Here is a 15,714-nt window from a genome sequence, read left to right on the forward strand (position 1 = left end):
GTACCACCGCGGCGTATCATTCGGGTAGCAATTTGCGGCACGGCCGCTCAATTCAGGGAGTCATGGCGATGCAACCCCGGCTCGATGACACGAAGGCGTCCCCCGGCGCCGTCAGGGCCCTGTTCGGCCTGGAGGTCTACCTCCACGGCTACGGGCTTGGAGCACGGGCTGCTACACCTGGTGAAGCTGCGGGCCTCGCAGCTCAACGGCAGCGCCGACTGGATCGACATGCATTCCAAGGAGGCCCGCGCGGCCGGCGAGACCGAGCAATGGCTCGACCTGCTCGACGCCTGGCGCGAGGCCCCTTCGACACCGACCGCGAGCGTGCGGCGTTCGCCTGGACCGAGGCGGTGACCAAGGTGACCGAAGGGCATGTCCCCGACGCGGTCTTCGAGGAGGTCTGCGAGCAGTCCAACGACAAGGAACTCGCGGACCTGACCATGGCGATCGCCGCGATCAACGCCTGGAACCGGATGGCGATCAGCTTCCGCAATCTGCCCGGCGATTACCAGCCGGGGCAGTTCAGCCACCTCCTGAAGAGGCAGATCCACTGATGCGTACCGTAATCGCGATCGCCCTTGGGGCGGCTTTGGGGGCCGGCGGCCTCGTGCTGGCCCAACACAACAAGCACGGGGATGCCGCGAAGGTCAAGATGCTGTCGGAGCAGGACGTCTCCGAGATGATCGACGGCAAGGCGGCGCGGGTCTCCTCGCTCGAGGTCTCGTACGGGCCGGGGGGCTTCACCCCGCCGCATCGCCACCCCGGCGCTGTCTTCGGGTACGTGCTGGAGGGGGAGTTCGAGACCCAGTTCGGAGGCCAGCCACTGCGGAGGCTGAAGGCCGGCGACACATTCTACGAGCCGACCATGGCGCTCCATTCCGTCTCGCGGAACCCGAGCCAGACGGCGAATGTGCGGTTCCTCGCCGTCATCCTGCACCCGCGGGACGCCAAGGAATTGGTGATCCTGGAGCCGCCCAAGCCTTGAGCCCCGGCCCGGGGAATGACGACGTCGCGGCCCCCGCTCGGGATGGCGGGCGGGGGCCGGGACGCGAGTGGCGGCCGGGTCCTCATCCTCGCGCCGGATGATTCCGTCTGATTTTCGGGTCGACCGGGCCTTGTCGGGCTCGTGGACCAGGCCCCCGGCAGGGGGGACTCAGGGGCCCCTCGCCGCGGCGAATGGAGGTTGAATCATGCTATCGAAGACGAGACTCTCGAACGCAGCCCTCGTCGCCATGCGTGCAGCGCTGGGCGCGGGATTCTTATCGGCGGTGGCCGACCGTTTCGGCCTCTGGGGGCCGAGCGGCACGCCGGGGGTGGCGTGGGGCGGGTTCGCCAAGTTCCTGCAATATACCGCAACGCTTCTCCCGTACCTGCCGACCACGCTCGTGGCGGTTGCAGGCTGGGCGGCGACCGTGGCCGAGATCGTGCTAGGCGTTGCACTCCTTGCCGGCGTGGGCGTTCGCCTGGCCGCGCTCGCCAGCGGAGTCCTGCTTCTCACCTTCGCCATCGCCATGACGACCGCGCTCGGCCCCGAGGCGCCGCTGTCGTACTCAGTCTGGACGGCGGCGGCCGGCGCCTTCTTGCTGGCCCAGGACCGGCCGGCCTCGTGCCAGGAGCCGCCGGTTGCAGCGTGAACCAGACTACGCAGCCAGACCAGACCGGGCCCCAACTCCACTACAAAGGAATTTGGAAGATGAAGATCTACAACAAAGAGACAGGACAGGGAGGCGGACGATGAAGGCAATCGTTGTGACGGATCAGGCTGCGGGAACGGCTGGGATGAAGCTGGTGGAGCGGCCCGAGCCGCAGGCCGCGATCAACGACGTCGTCGTTCAGGTTCATGCGTCGGGATTCACCTGGGATGAGCTGGCGTGGCCCACGACCTGGACCGATCGCCTCGGCCGTGACCGAACGCCGTCGATCCCCGGCCACGAGCTGGCCGGAGTGGTCAGCGCCCTCGGCTATGGAACGACCGGGCTGTCGGTGGGACAGCGGGTGTTCGGCCTTGTCGACTGGTATCGCGACGGCACGCTGGCGGAGTATGTAGTCGTCGAGGCACGCAACCTCGCGCCGCTGCCGGGCGACGTCGACTTCACGGTAGGCGCGAGCCTCGTGATGCCGGGCCTGACCGCGTGGCAGGGACTGTTCGAGCACGGCCGCCTGCAAGCGGGGCAGAGCGTCCTGGTGCACGGTGCGGCCGGCGTAGTCGGTTCGATGGCAACCCAGCTCGCACGTGAGGCCGGCGCCTACGTCATCGGCACCGGACGCGCTGCCGGCCGTCAGACGGCGCTCGACTTCGGCGCGAAGGAGTTCGTCGACCTCGAGAACGACGCCCTGGAAGACGTCGGCGGGGTCGATCTGGTTTTCGATGTCCTCGGCGGAGACATCGGGAAGCGGTCCGCACGCCTGATTCGCGCCGGAGGAACGCTGGTGTCGATCGCCGGGCCGCCCGAGGCGCGGCCCGGCGACGGACTGGCGATCGACTTCGTTGTCGAGTCCGACCGCGCCCAACTGCGTGAGATCGTCCGGCGGGTGCGGGACGGACGACTGCGGACGAACATCGGTAACGTCTCGACCCTCGACGATGCCGTCGCCACCTTCAACTCGACCGAGCGACGCGCGGGGAAGACGATCATCCGCGTTCGTCCGTGAGCGACACGCGCCAATCGATGCACGCGGCCGGCCGGCCGGCGCTGTCCGGATCGGCCGGCTCCGTCCTATCAGACCCGCCGGGACAACCTGGGAAACGCCCCATGGCCCCTGGCATGAGATGTCGAACGGGCTCCATCCCCGCAGCATTTCCAGCAAAGAGAGCGAAAACACTCTTGTACTTCAACCTATCCCTTCACCCATGGGAATCACCATGACCAACGGAATCACCATGACCAACGCCGTCATCGAATGTATCCTGAGCCGCAGCACCACCAAGAAGTACGACCCTGCCGTCACCTTGAGCGATGACCAAATCCGCGAGCTGGTGCGAATCGGCACCACCGCGCCGACATCCTTCCACATGCAGAACTGGCGCTTCATCGCCGTACGCACGCCTGAAGCCAAGGCTCGGCTGAGTCCGATCGCTTGGAATCAGCCCCCGATCACCGATGCAGCCGTTACCTTCATCGTCTGCGGCCAGTTGGCCGATTCCAGCGTAATACCAGAGCGCCTGGCACCGCTGGTGGAAGCGGGCGTCATGCCGGCGGCGATGGTTCCGGATTGGGAAATCCCCGCACGCGGTCTGTATATGGAGTACCCGCAGCGCCAGCGCGACGAGGCAGTACGCTCCGGCGCCATCGCCGCAACGGCGATGATCTATGCGGCCCGCTCGCTGGCCCTGGGTTCGACGCCGATGATCGGTTTCGATGCCGAAGCGGTGGCCCGCGAGTTCGGACTGGCCGAGGACGAAGTGCCGGTCATGCTGTTGTCCGTAGGCGCGGAGCGTCCGGGAAACTGGCCGCAGAAGCCGCGCCGTCCGGTGGCCGATGTGTTAGATCTCGTTTAATTATTAGTGAAATCAGGAACTTACGGAGAATATGATCCTACGTTCCGCACATCTCTGGTTCATTATCTCCGAATTTCCGGCGGCCTGCAATTTCAGCGATCGTAGGCCGTCGCCATGCCAAGCAGGTTCAGAATCTGGCGTTGCAACTTGGAGAGCTCGGTCGTGAATTCCACTGGCGCTTGCCCCTCCACGATCAGCTGATGACGCTGCACCTCCTCGAACAAATCAATCACCCGACGTGCCGTCGGGCGATGGCACGCTCGACCTTCCGGGTACAGAGGCACACTCTTCACACCATCGCGTTTCATCGCCGCACGCAGTTCCCGCTCCAGCAGCGCCTCGGTCAACAGGGCCAAGAAATAGACGCAAAGCAGCGACTGGATCCGCCCCACGTTCTGCAGGTACACGGGAGCCACTTCGAAGTCTGTCTTGAGTTGCGAAAACCGCTTCTCGATTACCGGCTGACGCTTGTATGCTAATAGCAATTCTTCCTCAGTAAGCAATAACTCGTTGGTGATTAGGGGAAAGACACCGTCGACGCACATTTCCGCCGCGAGAGCAACATGGTCGATGCGGTAAGTCAATGCGATGCGAACGGTCTCCTCTTTCACGTAGCGCGTCTTGTCGTTGGGACGGCCACGCCCCTCCTGACGGTAAGTTTCCTCCCGTTTTTCCACGACTTCGACTGTGATCCACCGGGCCAAGTCCCGCGGCTCCAGGATGGCCGCGACCGCCTCCTTGACCTTTCCGAGTTGGCGATAGCGGCTACGCGGCGAGCTGAGTTTTAACCGCAGTTCCGACAACGCCAGCAACGCACGCTCCACTTGCTGATGACGTGATGATGCGTCGACTTCCGCTTTCCGTGTGCTGTGACACCAGATCAGACGGTAGCCCTCGGCACTGAGGGTCGCCTGGTCGGCCACGCTGTAGCGTTCCAGGAGAACTCCCTTCTCATCCCGCTTCTCATGGATCGGCTTCCAGGTCACCTGGTCCTGGTACAACAACGCGCGGAATTCGCCATCTTCGGAGCGGGTACGAGGCAGGATGCTCAGGAATCGGCCGCCGTGCTGGTGCAGGTAAGCCATGTTCTCGGCGGTGGCGAGCTTGCAGTCGGCCACATAGAGAAAGTCCCGTCGCCCGGTCAACTGGCACAGCAGGTCCCAGGTGGCACGATGAGTGCGGTCGTCGGTGGTATTCCCGCTTTCGACGCGGAAGTGAACCGGTACGCCGCCATCGCGAGTGACGGTCAGGACGTAGAGCAGTTGTTTGAGGTCAGGGCGATGATCCTTGTTGTGCCCCCAGGTAATGGCCTGGGTCTTCTGGCCCCGCATCAGGTCCTCTTGGGCCGCCTCGCGATAGTCGCCGTGGAAGGTGATTGTGGTCGAGTCGTTATGGAGTTCGTCCAATGCGACGTTGAACTCCGCCACGGCATGGGTGGCGACGGCCAGGGTGAACGAGGGGACATTGGCGTCGAAGAGTCGGTCGAGACAACGTCCGACGCGGTCGTCGTTCCAGTGGGGCAGTTGGGCCGGGGTCAGAGCGAACCACTCGGCGGGGTGGCGACTCGCCCATTGGCCGACGCCATACATGGGTTCACGGGAGACGAGAAGGTTCTTGAGCAAGAGAAGGAGGCCGGTGGAGGTGGCGATCTTTTGGCGGGCATCCTCGGGGGGAAGGTATTGGCGGAGGAAGTCATCCAGTCGAAGTCGGCGGATGATCCGATCGAGGATGGGAAGGGCGCCGAGCCGGAAGGACTTGAGGGACTGACCGCCGGTGTGGGCCGCCTCGCCGGGACTGAGATCGGGAGCGGGATTCGACTGGCGCGGTCGTTTTTGTTCTGGCATGGACCATGGCCTCGAGAGGGATCAAATCGTCCTCGACATGCCCGCGATTGGCGACAGGCGTCGGGTTGTGATTCCCGTCGGCATGATTGTCCGAGAGTCGAGCGGGTCAAGGTGGAAAATTTTGTTGACTTGCAGAAATAATTACGCCTTGACGTAAGTCTAGGCCCGCAAGACTTACGTCAAAAGCGAATCCTCAAGTTTGACTCCGAAAGGAGGCAGGGAACGGTTGGGACATTGCCTTGCATGGGAAACAAGCGAAGAATCGATGGGGAACGATCACGATGGGTTGGCGGGACGAGGAGGCGTGATGTGAGCAAGTCAGTGGCGGAGATCATGGAAGGAGCGGGTCGCGGGAGCCAATACATCAGCGTATGCCAGAAATAGCAGGAGGTGAAAATTCCGAGAAATTGCAGGCGAGATGTGCGGAACGTATGTATGATGCCAAGAACTGCAGCTCTTAAGCCGGAACAGGTGCCGGCCGAATCGAAACCGACTATCGATCTGTTCACCAATAACATCGGTTTCACCCCAAATATGATGGCGACCTTCGCGCTGAGCCCGATTGCGTTCAACTCATGGGCCGCCCTGCTCGGCTCCTTGAGCAAGGCGCTCGACGTGAAGACGCGTGACAGCATCGGCCTCGCTGTCTCCGAAGTGAATGGCTGCAACTACTGCCTGACGGTTCACAGCTTTACGGCCGAGCATATGGCCAAGCTGCCGGCCGATGAAATCATTCTCGCTCGGAAGGGTCATGCCAGCGACCCGAAGCGGGACGCCGCCGTCCAGTTTGCTCGCAAAGTCATCGAGACCCGCGGCAAGGTCAGTGACACCGATCTGAAAGCGGTCCGCGATGCTGGCTACACGGATGCGAACGTCATGGAGATCGTCGCGCTGGTGGCCATGTACTCCCTGACGAACTTTTTCAATAACGTGTTCGATCCCGAGAAGGACTTTCCCGCCGTTCCACCGGCTGGCTCGATCTGAACTCTATCCGGTCGCATCGACCATCTCCGGGCGTCCTTGGAGGTTTCATGCCTCTTGCGATTTCCGGCAGGAAATCGTGCTGTAATTTCGGGATGGCGACCCGTCGCCATCGGACGACGACACGACATCACCTTTCCCAGAAACGACGAGACAAAATCATGATTCGATGGATTCAGTATGGCGTCATCGCGGGCGTCGCCTGCCTGGCCGGGGCCGCCGGCCTGACCTTCGCGTTGGCCGCGCCGCCCGTTGGTACGACGGCGGCGGTCGAGTTTACCCCCGACGGCAAGCTCAAGAAGCCCGACGGCTACCGCAACTGGGTGTCCGTCGGCGCGGTGGTGACCCCCAACGACCTCAACGACGGCGAGGCCGCGTTCCCCGAGTTCCACTCTGTCTACATGGACCCGGAGAGCTTCGCCCACTACGAGAAGACCGGCGAGTTCCGCGACGGCACCGTGATGATCAAGGAACTCATCGGCGTCGGCGCCAAGGAGGCGACCAGCGGCAAGGGCTACTTCATGGGCGACTTCCGCGGCTTGGAGGCTTCGATCAAGGACTCGAAGCGTTTCAAGGACGAGCCCGGCTCATGGGCCTACTTCAGCTTCGGCCACAAGTATCCGCTCAAGGCGGAGGCGACGAAGCAGGCCGCGGCCTCGTGCAACGCGTGCCACCCAACGTCAGTAACTCGGCGTCGTCAACAACGGATGTAACTCTCACCGGACCAGAGAATTACTGCCGCTCCGTGGCTGCGGTTCGTTCGAGAGAAGGGGGGGCAAAAAATCGCCGTTCTTCGTCATGATGGGTGCGGCTAGCAACCGGCACTCACCTGGATTGAGGAAGAACGGCGATGAAGGCAGCTCGGACGCTGCAAGGCTTGCAGCAACCGCAGTCGTTGATCGGCTATGTCCGACAGTTTCTCACCCCGACGGTCTGGAAGCAAGCCCGAGGGGTTGTTCCTCAAAGGCGGTCGGCGCCGCGGTGGGATCTCCAGCCACTGGTCGTGGTCATGCTCGCCATGACCTGGGCCACCGGCGACTCCGAGTCCGAGAGGTTTGAGAAGGCCCGGGGATACTACGTCGCCTGCCATGAGTCGCGAAGACGCCCGGGAAAGACCCTCGTCGGCTTCCAGAAAGCGATGCGACGCGTCCCCATGCGACAACTCAGGGCGTTGGCCGCGGGGGTTCGGCAACAGATCCACGCCCGACTGGGGTCGCGGCGGATTGTCGACGGCTTCGAGCCGATGGGCTGCGACGGCTCGCGGATCGAGTGCCCCCGCACCCCCGAGTTGGAACGGGGACTCGGGCAGGCCGGCAAGAACGACGCGGCCCCCAACGTCTGGCTGACGGCGTTCGTCCACTTGCCCACGGGACTGCTTTGGTCGTGGCGACTCGGCCCGGGCACCGCGGCCGAGCAAGAGCATTTGAGGCACTTGCTCGCCACCCTCTCGCCCGAGGCCCTGATCGTCTGCGACGCCGCTTATATGGGCTTCGATCTGGTCCGGGCGATCCTCGGTGTCAAGCGATCGTTCCTGTTCCGGATGTCGTCGCGGGTCGACCTCTACACCCTCGAAGTGGCGAACCTGGAGGATTGGACCGAAGGCCCTGTCTTGTACTGGCCGAACTATGTCCAGAAGAAAGGGGAAGCGCCGATCCAATGCCGCTTGATCCGGATCCCGGCCAAGGGCAAGGGTAAGGGGTCGGTCAAACGCGACGTCTGGCTCCTGACCGACGTCCTCGACCCAGCCCGGATGTCGGCGGCGACGGCCGCCAAATTCTACCGCTGGAGATGGCGTAATGAAGGACTATTTCGCACATACAAGCGTATAATCAATAAATTGAAACTCGCTAGCCGCACGGTGGCCTTGGTGCATCGCGAGGCCGAGTTGTCACTGCTGGCCACGCAGATCCTCCTGGCGCATGCCGACCTGGCGCTTCGGCCGGCGTCGGCGTCGGCGACCGATGGCCCAGTGATCAGCCCCCGCAAAGTTCTGATCGAGATCCGCAAGGAGATCGACGCGGCCGTGAAACCCAAGGCCAAGTGTTACCACAAGCGACTCGCGGGCTGCCGCGCCGGGTGCCGGAAGCAGAAGAGCCCGAAAGCCACACGCAAGTGGCCTCGTCGCAAACCGCATAAGCCGCCGAAACCGCCTGTGCTCCACACCCTGACTCAGGAACAGAAAGCCTTGCTAAACAAGCACATGAGTGCAGTAGGATGAGGCATCAGTAATCGACGTTGCGTGCCTCCCCAGCAAGTACCTGATCCACGGCGCAAAAGTCGCCAGCTATTTCCGCAGGGGTGCCGAGTTCGGGATCGTCCCGGGCGATTGGAAGGTCGAGATGTCCGCCGTCCACGACGGTAAGAGGAAGATGGTCGACACGATGGTCGTCCGGAATCAAGACCTTTATCGGGAGAGCGGCGCGGAGCTGGTCATGGGACAGGGCCGCTTCGTCGGGCCGAGGACGATCGAGGTCGTGGCTGCCGACGGCGGGACGCGGACCCTCCGCGGCGAGGTGGTCGTGATCAGCACCGGCTCCAGGGCCCGGATCGACCCGATCTCGGGCCTCGCCGAGGCGCGGCCGATGACGCACGTTGAGGCCCTCGACCTGGACCGCGTCCCGGGTCACCTCGTCGTCCTGGGGGGCGGCTACGTCGGGCTCGAGCTGGCCCAGGCCTTTCGCCGCTTCGGCAGCCGCGTGACGGTCATCGAGCGGAACGACGCCCTGGCCCATCGCGAGGACCGCGACGTCTCGGAGGCCCTGCGCGAGCTCTTCAAGGACGAGGGGATCGAGGTCCGCACCGGCATCCGCGTCGAGCGTGTGGAGGGGCGGTCCGGCGAGTCCGTGAAACTGCACGTGGCGCGCGACGGGGCGGAGGACCCGATCGAGGGCACGGACCTCCTGGTCGCGAGCGGACGGACCCCGAACACCGACGGCATCGACCTGGAGGCGGCCGGTGTCGAGCGTGACGGCCGTGGCTTCGTCAAGGTCGACGAGCGGTGCCGGACGACGGCCCCCGGGGTATGGGCGGTGGGCGATTGCGCGGGTGGCCCCCAGTTCACCCACATGGCCGACGACGACGTCCGCGTGGTCCGCGACAATCTCGCCGGCATCGACCGGACGACGACCGGACGTCTGGTACCCTTCTGCCTGTTCACCGACCCCGAATTGGCCCGCGTCGGCCTGAGCGAGTCGGAGGCGGAGCGTCGCGGGATCGCCTACCGTCTCGCGAAGATCCCGGTGACCGCCATTCTCCGCTCCAGGACCCTCTCCGAGCCGCGCGGCTTCTACAAGACGCTGGTCGCCGCCGACAGCGATCGCATCCTCGGCTTCACCGCGTTCGCCCCCGAGGCCGACGCCGTCATGACGACCGTCCAGGTCGCGATCTCGGCGGGTCTCCCCTACACGGCCCTCCGCGACGCGACCCTGACCCACCCGACGATGTCGAAAGGCCTCGCCGCGTTGTTCCACGCGGTGCCCGACCGATCCTGATCCGCCGGCTGAGCCGGACCGGGCCCTATGCCGGCCAGGCGGTGCCAAACCAGCGAGAGCCGCGCCGAGCTCGGCGGGACCGACAGCGAAACGGAGAGCCGCTTCGTGGAACGGATGCTTTCGGCGGTAGCGACGTACCGGCAGCAAGGGCGCGGCGTGTTAGAATATCTTATCGCCTGTCATGAGGCCCGATCGCTCGGCCATCCCGCGCCCTCGTTGTTCGCCAGAGAGATCGAAGGAAGAAGTGCGGCCCGCCCCACGGCCACCCTCCAGGCTCGATCGCACGGGCTCGCCAGGGCATGAGCGCCGGCCTGGCAACTCCTTTTGGTTCATCTACCAGGCGATCGTGGTCATGCCGGACACGCCTGCCGCATCCGCTGAAGTCGCCGGGTTCCTCGGATCACTTGAAGTGGTCCCGATCGCCGTGGACCGGCGTGGGCTGACCCCGGCTTGGAAGCGGCACAAGTCAAGGAAGAAGGGTTCACCGTCCTCTGGCCCGAGCGTTTCGACGATGTGTTGATCCGTTTCGTGACGACACCGACGAGGCTGGCCTCGTATTCCACCTACTTTGTCTTCCAGAGATCGATGAGCTTCGCGGTCACTGTCATCCGGCATGATCCGCCCACCATATTGGCCCCCGATGTCCTCCGCATCGAGGCGGGCGAGTCGCTGGATAGCGTTCGCGATCGGTTCCTTTGCGATTTCCACGCTGAGTTGCTCGGAGAGCGCCCGATCCTGCTCGGGGCGTTGGTTGGTCGCGAGTTCGAGGCGAGGTTCACTGGGGCCGCGAATAAAGAGCACGAGTCGAGACGTCATCCGCCCGGCCCCGGGGTCGGGCGTGTCAAAGCACGGCTTTACTTGTCCAATCCTCGAGTGTTGAGGGTCTTCGTGACGACACCAAACGGTCAGGAAACCCACAAGGGGCTCGAGTCATTCCTTGACTCTTTCCGCCTGGTAGAGGCGTGAACGCTTACCAACTACGTTTAGTCACATGCTTCTGCCTAAACCATTTTGTCCGCGTCCCACTCTCAGCAATCGGCAAAGGCTCTGGTCGAGTGCACGGCAGGTTTGGATTTTCTGACCCGAAATGACTGACTTACTAGATGCATTGATATCAAGACACGCTATCACAATCAGTCGCCATCCAGATCGCGGTTTTACCGCCGTGTGAAGACGGACAACCCAGCAGCAATCCATGGTTTTCACGGCCGCTCCCGTGACGTAATATCGATCCGTGGCCGTGGGTTTTGATTCAGGATCACTCGAGCAGGGATACGCAATGACGATGAGACCACCGTCCCCCGCATTGTTCTTCGATACGATCACTGCCTATCAGCGTACAGAGGCGCTCCAAGCGGCCATCGAGCTGGACTTGTTCTCGCTGGTGGCGGCGGGGCGACGGACGGCGGCCGAGTTGGCCGAGGCATCCCAGGCCGCTCCTCGGGGCATCCGCATCCTGGCGGACTATCTCACCATCCTCGGCTTCCTCAACAAGGAAGGCGACCACTACGAGCTCACTGACGACACGCGGGTGTTCCTGGATGGCGGGTCGCCGGCCTATGTGGGAGGCGCAGCGCGATTCATGCTCGCGCCCGAGATGAGAGAGAGCTTTCAACAACTGACGGCGGCCGTGCGGCGGGGCGGTACGGCGGCCTCCGAGGAGGGGACAGTCTCCCACGACAATCCGATCTGGGTGGAATTCGCCCGCGCGATGGCCCCGCTCATGCAGTTGCCTGCCCAGTTGCTCGCAGGCTTGGTCGGCGGGGACGCCGGGCGGCCACTGCGCGTGCTCGACGTCGCCGCGGGACACGGTTTGTTCGGCATCACGATCGCCGAACGCTATCCCAAGGCTCAGATCACGGCGCTGGACTGGCCGAACGTGCTGGCGGTTGCGGAAGAGAATGCGCATCGGGCCGGAGTTACCGAGCGATACACCTTGCGGCCGGGCAGTGCCTTCGACGTGGCCTGGGGCGGCCCTTACGACCTCGTCCTCCTGACGAACTTCCTGCACCACTTCGATCGATCGACCTGCGAACAGTTGGCGGCCAACGCGTACGTGGCCCTCGCCCCGGGTGGCCGGACCCTGACGCTTGATTTCATCCCCGAACCCGATCGCGTCACGCCGCCGGCAACGGCCGGCTTCGCGCTGGTGATGCTCGCCACGACGGCCCGCGGCGACGCCTACACGTTTACGGAATTCCAAGACATGTTCGCTCAGGCCGGGTTCGTGCGTAGCGAATTCCACGCACTCGCGCCAACCACGCAACAGGCGGTGGTGTCGTATAAGGATTGAACAGAATGAGGGATCGCGGCGCCGGATCTCGGTCGCGGCGCCCGACCGCCCACGATTAACTGCCTCATTGTTCAAATTCAAATATCAACGCGTCTTTCGCCACGTTACGGTGGCGCTTCATCCGTCGGAAGACAGGGAGCGATCAGCTCCCCGCTCGCCATTGGAAGGCGAGCGAAGATCAATGACCACGATCCGGCTGCCGTCGCCAAGCAGGCCGTTGGCGGGGAGACAACAATGTCGGTGTCGATCGGGATCGCGGTGGTGTCGATGCGGAGCTTGTAGACCCGGGTAACCTCGGGTCCAGGCCGACGGGGCCACACGGTCGATGAGAGCGTGGATCGTTCCGGGACAGCAAGTCCGGCTGCCGGCCCGGAACGCTTCTGGGCGGAAACACGATTCGACGATTCTACATTTAAAAATCAGTATTTATGGCTTCCCACGATCCACGCCGCCGCGAATGTCCGTGCCCAGGTCCCAGATGATCGCCGTCGTGTCCGCCATCCCGGTGGCCATTGACTTGCCGTCGGGCGCGAAGGCGAGCGATGAGATCGGCTTGCCCTGGGTGGCCAGGCTCAGTAACTCGCGACCGCTGGCCATGTCCCAGAGCCGAATCCGATCCGAACCAGCGGGCAGGCTGTTGCGGAGGGTTGTCACAGAGCAGAACCGCCGTCCATCCGGCGAGATCGCGACGCGTGTGCCCACGTTCGGTTCGTCCTCGATCGTTCGCAAGGCCTTGCCGGACTTCAAGTCCCAGACGATGAGCCGGTGATCCCGCTCACCACTGGTCAGAGCCCACGTCAAGTCGGGCGCAATCGCGGCGTTGGCAATACGGTAAGGTTTGCCCTTGCCAAAGTGGCTCGTGAGGTCGAATTGCCGGATCGGCTGGCCCGAGTCCGACTCCCAGAAGCGGAACGACGTGTCCTGGCTCGCGGTGACGAACGACCGGCCGTCGGGAGCGAACGCGAACGCGACGATCCTCGAGTCGTGACCGCGCAGCTCCGCCAATCGCTGCCCCGTATCGGCGTCGAAGACGCGGACCGTATCGTCCGGCGGCCCATCATTCTTGCCCCCCATCCCGAGCGTGGCCTCCGCGTTCCAAGTCGCGACCGCCACTCGCCGGCTGTCCGCCGAGAAGCTCACGAGGGTAGCGCGGTGATCGAACCTCAACTCGCGTAAGAGCCGGCCGTCGGAGAGGTCCCAGAGCCGGGCGATGCCGCCGAAGTAGGGGGTGTCGGAGTTGGGATCCTCGCCGACTGCGGCCATGAGCCGTCCGTCCGGAGACACGCAGACCGCCCGGGCCCAGCCTCGCTCGGTCAAGTCGAACTGGCGGCGTGGTTCGCCATTGGCCGTGTCCCAGATGCGGATCGTGCCATCGGCGCTCGCGGAGGCCAGGGTGCGGCCCTCGGGCGTGAACGTGACGGCGAGCACGGAGTCTGAGTGGGACTTGGTCGGGGCGGGCAGTGACTTTCCCGAGGCGAAGTCGAGCACGCGAATCCGATGGTCGTTGCGGAGGAGTGCGATCGTTCGATCGTCGGGCGCGATGGCAATCCCGGAGGCCCCCCCACCCGAGTCCAAGTCGTCTGGAGGGAACAGGATCGTCCTCGTGACGCGGCTCGAGGCGATGTCCCAGACCAGAAGCCGATCGTGATGGGCCGAGACCAGGGTCGACCCGTCCAGCACGAGCGCGAAGCCGCCGAGGCCGAGGATCTCGCCCGAATCCATCTCGCCGAGTTTCTGGCCGTTGCGTACATCCCAACGGGTGAGCTTAGCCACGGGGATGACTCGACCCCACTTTTTGCGAATCGCGTCCTCCTGGACATGTCGGTCCACGAGCCCTCCGGAGATCAATTCCTTGCTGTCCTTGGTGAACGCGATACCGGCGAGGAGAAAATCATGGGCTGCACGAAAGACAACCGGCTTACCTCGGTCGCGAAGGTCCCAGATGCGGAGCATGACCCGTTCCCCGGTTTTCGGCTCCATCCCGAGCGCCAGGCGGTGGCCGTCGGGGGAGAAGGCGACCGGGCCGCAGTGGTCGTCCTGCTCGTCGCGGAACTCAAGCGACTGTAGCTCACGACCGGTGGCGACGTCCCAGAGCCGAACGCACTTGTCATCACTGCTCGACGAAGCGAACGTTGTCCCGTCGGGCGCAAAGGCAATTCCTCGCACCCGCCCACCGGGCAACTTGGAGCGGAAGCGTTCCCGTTTTGCCGTAGCGTCCCAGAGCTGGACCGTGCCATCCTCGCGGCCCACCGCCAGGAAGTGACCGTCGGGTGAATAGTCCACAGCCAGGGGCGATGATGACTCCTTGAGCAGGTCCAGTCCGGGGATCGTTTCGCCTGTCTTGAAGTCCCAAAAGCGGACCGCCTTGTCCCAACCGGCCGTGGCCAGGGTGCGGCCATCGGGGGAGAAGAGGGCCCGGACAACATTCCCCTCGTGTCGGAGGCGCGTGGTCCCCATTCGCACCCTCGCGCCTTCGGGCAGGGGACGATCGATCGATCGCGCGGCCGCGACCGCCACCGCCAACGCGGCCCCTCGGGCTGCCGGCGGATCCTCCGTACCGGCGTAACCGATCGCCACAGCACTCCCCAGGGCACCGAGCAAGAGCAGGATCGCCGCCGCCTTGAGCCGGCCGACGATCATCGAACGAAGTCCCCCCCGCGCCAGCGCGATGACCGACCCCGAGACGGCCCCGGTCTCCGCCAATCCGAGCGTGACCGAGACCGCCGCCCGGGTCGTTGCTCCGACCAGTGAGGGAGGTACGGCCAACGCGGCGGCCTCACCCCCCACAGCGGTCCCCGAAGCCAACAATCCGACCGCCGGTGCCAGTCCGCGGCGTGTGAGTCGCGCCCGCAGGAGAACCTTGGCCCGAGCCAGCCGGCCCGAAACGGTCCCCTTGGTCCACCCCAACACCTGGGCCGCCTCCTCCTGAGTCAGGCCCTCCAGATAGCAGAGGACCAAGGGGCGGTGGTATTTCTCCGGGAGTCGACCCAACTCCTCGTCGAACACCGGCCGGAGGTCGGCCATGTCCCCATCCGCCTCGGGGGAGATTACCTCGGGCAGGGCGCATGACAGCTCGGGTCGTCTTCGGGCCAAGACTCGCGTCCTTCGCGCCAGGCGAGATGCGACGCCATGGAGCCAAGGGGCCACGGAATCCCGGCGCGTGATCGCGCGGGCCCGGAACGCAAGGACCAGGAACGTCGCCTGGAAGACATCCTCAGCGGTGTGAACATCGCCCAGAGCGCGACGGCAAACCCCCAGGACCATCGGCCCATGCCTCCGCACGATCCCCTCGAACGCAGCCTCGGCGGCGTTGCCTCCCTCCACGAATCGATCGAGCAGTTGCCGGTCCGTCAGGCCAACGGCGGACCCGAACCGGAACAGCGTACCCAGGTCGTGAACGAGACCCTCGGTCGATTTCTCATCCATGTGATCATGTCTCCTGAGACGGCGGGAACCACTACCATTTAGTGCATGTGCCAGGTCGGACGAATACGACAATCTTGGTCGAAAATAGGCATTTGGTGCCTCTTGCGATCCGGCGTCGATGCGATCTTGACGGAGGTTCCGAAACGCCAGTGGCTGAACCGAACGGTCAGCTCGACGAAT

General features: G+C 64.3%; 13 protein-coding genes and 1 pseudogene. 12 read left to right on the forward strand and 2 right to left on the reverse strand.

Annotated features, from left to right (window positions below; all coding sequences use genetic code 11):
* The first annotated feature begins 68 nt into the window (after window positions 1-68).
* From BUS42_RS46830 to BUS42_RS37070, 5 genes and pseudogenes are all read left to right on the forward strand, one after another.
* Window positions 69-554 (forward strand): annotated as a pseudogene (locus BUS42_RS46830) (carboxymuconolactone decarboxylase family protein).
* Window positions 554-985: a cupin domain-containing protein gene (locus tag BUS42_RS37055; RefSeq protein ID WP_173878284.1), complete on the forward strand. Its 432-nt coding sequence runs from the start codon at window positions 554-556 to the stop codon at window positions 983-985. The pseudogene BUS42_RS46830 and the gene BUS42_RS37055 overlap by 1 nt, the downstream one beginning before the upstream one ends.
* 205 nt (window positions 986-1,190) lie before the next feature.
* Complete coding sequence (locus BUS42_RS37060; protein ID WP_074316167.1) at window positions 1,191-1,634, forward strand: hypothetical protein; 444 nt, start codon at window positions 1,191-1,193, stop codon at window positions 1,632-1,634.
* Between the two features lie 100 nt (window positions 1,635-1,734).
* Complete coding sequence (locus BUS42_RS37065; protein ID WP_074316169.1) at window positions 1,735-2,652, forward strand: NADP-dependent oxidoreductase; 918 nt, start codon at window positions 1,735-1,737, stop codon at window positions 2,650-2,652.
* A gap of 211 nt (window positions 2,653-2,863) precedes the next feature.
* Window positions 2,864-3,499, forward strand: coding sequence for a nitroreductase family protein (locus BUS42_RS37070; protein WP_074317498.1), 636 nt, complete (start codon window positions 2,864-2,866; stop codon window positions 3,497-3,499).
* A 92-nt stretch (window positions 3,500-3,591) separates the two neighbouring features.
* On the opposite strand, the gene BUS42_RS37075 is transcribed toward BUS42_RS37070, so the two are convergent.
* Window positions 3,592-5,343, reverse strand: a complete 1,752-nt coding sequence (locus tag BUS42_RS37075) for an IS1634 family transposase (RefSeq protein ID WP_083670021.1) — start codon at window positions 5,341-5,343, stop codon at window positions 3,592-3,594.
* A gap of 438 nt (window positions 5,344-5,781) precedes the next feature.
* Here BUS42_RS37075 and BUS42_RS37080 point away from each other — a divergent pair, with 438 nt between their 5' ends.
* From BUS42_RS37080 to BUS42_RS37110, 7 genes are all read left to right on the forward strand, one after another.
* On the forward strand, window positions 5,782-6,327 hold the full coding sequence (locus BUS42_RS37080) for a carboxymuconolactone decarboxylase family protein (RefSeq protein WP_074317500.1): 546 nt from the start codon (window positions 5,782-5,784) through the stop codon (window positions 6,325-6,327).
* Window positions 6,328-6,485: 158 nt separating this feature from the next.
* Entirely contained in the window at window positions 6,486-7,037 is a 552-nt protein-coding gene (locus BUS42_RS37085; protein ID WP_074316170.1) for a cytochrome P460 family protein, read from the forward strand.
* Window positions 7,038-7,174: 137 nt separating this feature from the next.
* A complete protein-coding gene (locus BUS42_RS37090; RefSeq protein ID WP_074304734.1) occupies window positions 7,175-8,542 on the forward strand; it encodes a transposase in 1,368 nt (455 codons plus the stop codon).
* Between the two features lie 10 nt (window positions 8,543-8,552).
* Window positions 8,553-9,815, forward strand: coding sequence for a dihydrolipoyl dehydrogenase family protein (locus BUS42_RS37095; RefSeq protein WP_083671221.1), 1,263 nt, complete (start codon window positions 8,553-8,555; stop codon window positions 9,813-9,815).
* A 27-nt stretch (window positions 9,816-9,842) separates the two neighbouring features.
* Entirely contained in the window at window positions 9,843-10,118 is a 276-nt protein-coding gene (locus BUS42_RS37100) for a hypothetical protein (RefSeq protein ID WP_074316174.1), read from the forward strand.
* A 147-nt stretch (window positions 10,119-10,265) separates the two neighbouring features.
* Window positions 10,266-10,781 carry a hypothetical protein gene (locus BUS42_RS37105; RefSeq protein ID WP_074316176.1) on the forward strand — a complete coding sequence of 172 codons (516 nt, stop codon included), beginning with the start codon at window positions 10,266-10,268 and terminating at the stop codon, window positions 10,779-10,781.
* A 319-nt stretch (window positions 10,782-11,100) separates the two neighbouring features.
* Window positions 11,101-12,108 carry a class I SAM-dependent methyltransferase gene (locus BUS42_RS37110; RefSeq protein WP_143206658.1) on the forward strand — a complete coding sequence of 336 codons (1,008 nt, stop codon included), beginning with the start codon at window positions 11,101-11,103 and terminating at the stop codon, window positions 12,106-12,108.
* A 426-nt stretch (window positions 12,109-12,534) separates the two neighbouring features.
* Here BUS42_RS37110 and BUS42_RS37120 read toward each other — a convergent pair whose 3' ends face one another.
* Window positions 12,535-15,534 (reverse strand): sigma-70 family RNA polymerase sigma factor, encoded by a 3,000-nt coding sequence (locus BUS42_RS37120; RefSeq protein ID WP_074316183.1) that lies wholly within the window; start codon window positions 15,532-15,534, stop codon window positions 12,535-12,537.
* Window positions 15,535-15,714: the final 180 nt, after the last annotated feature.

The organism is Singulisphaera sp. GP187, assembly GCF_900129635.1.
Classification (GTDB): domain Bacteria; phylum Planctomycetota; class Planctomycetia; order Isosphaerales; family Isosphaeraceae; genus Singulisphaera.

Bases quoted from the DNA above. Each gene is read 5' to 3' on its own strand.
- BUS42_RS37055 (WP_173878284.1), top strand. From the start codon at position 554: ATGCGTACCGTAATCGCGATCGCCCTTGGGGCGGCTTTGGGGGCCGGC.
- BUS42_RS37060 (WP_074316167.1), top strand. From the start codon at position 1,191: ATGCTATCGAAGACGAGACTCTCGAACGCAGCCCTCGTCGCCATGCGT.
- BUS42_RS37065 (WP_074316169.1), top strand. From the start codon at position 1,735: ATGAAGGCAATCGTTGTGACGGATCAGGCTGCGGGAACGGCTGGGATG.
- BUS42_RS37070 (WP_074317498.1), top strand. From the start codon at position 2,864: ATGACCAACGGAATCACCATGACCAACGCCGTCATCGAATGTATCCTG.
- BUS42_RS37075 (WP_083670021.1), bottom strand. From the start codon at position 5,343: ATGCCAGAACAAAAACGACCGCGCCAGTCGAATCCCGCTCCCGATCTC.
- BUS42_RS37080 (WP_074317500.1), top strand. From the start codon at position 5,782: ATGCCAAGAACTGCAGCTCTTAAGCCGGAACAGGTGCCGGCCGAATCG.
- BUS42_RS37085 (WP_074316170.1), top strand. From the start codon at position 6,486: ATGATTCGATGGATTCAGTATGGCGTCATCGCGGGCGTCGCCTGCCTG.
- BUS42_RS37090 (WP_074304734.1), top strand. From the start codon at position 7,175: ATGAAGGCAGCTCGGACGCTGCAAGGCTTGCAGCAACCGCAGTCGTTG.
- BUS42_RS37100 (WP_074316174.1), top strand. From the start codon at position 9,843: ATGCCGGCCAGGCGGTGCCAAACCAGCGAGAGCCGCGCCGAGCTCGGC.
- BUS42_RS37110 (WP_143206658.1), top strand. From the start codon at position 11,101: ATGAGACCACCGTCCCCCGCATTGTTCTTCGATACGATCACTGCCTAT.
- BUS42_RS37120 (WP_074316183.1), bottom strand. From the start codon at position 15,534: ATGGATGAGAAATCGACCGAGGGTCTCGTTCACGACCTGGGTACGCTG.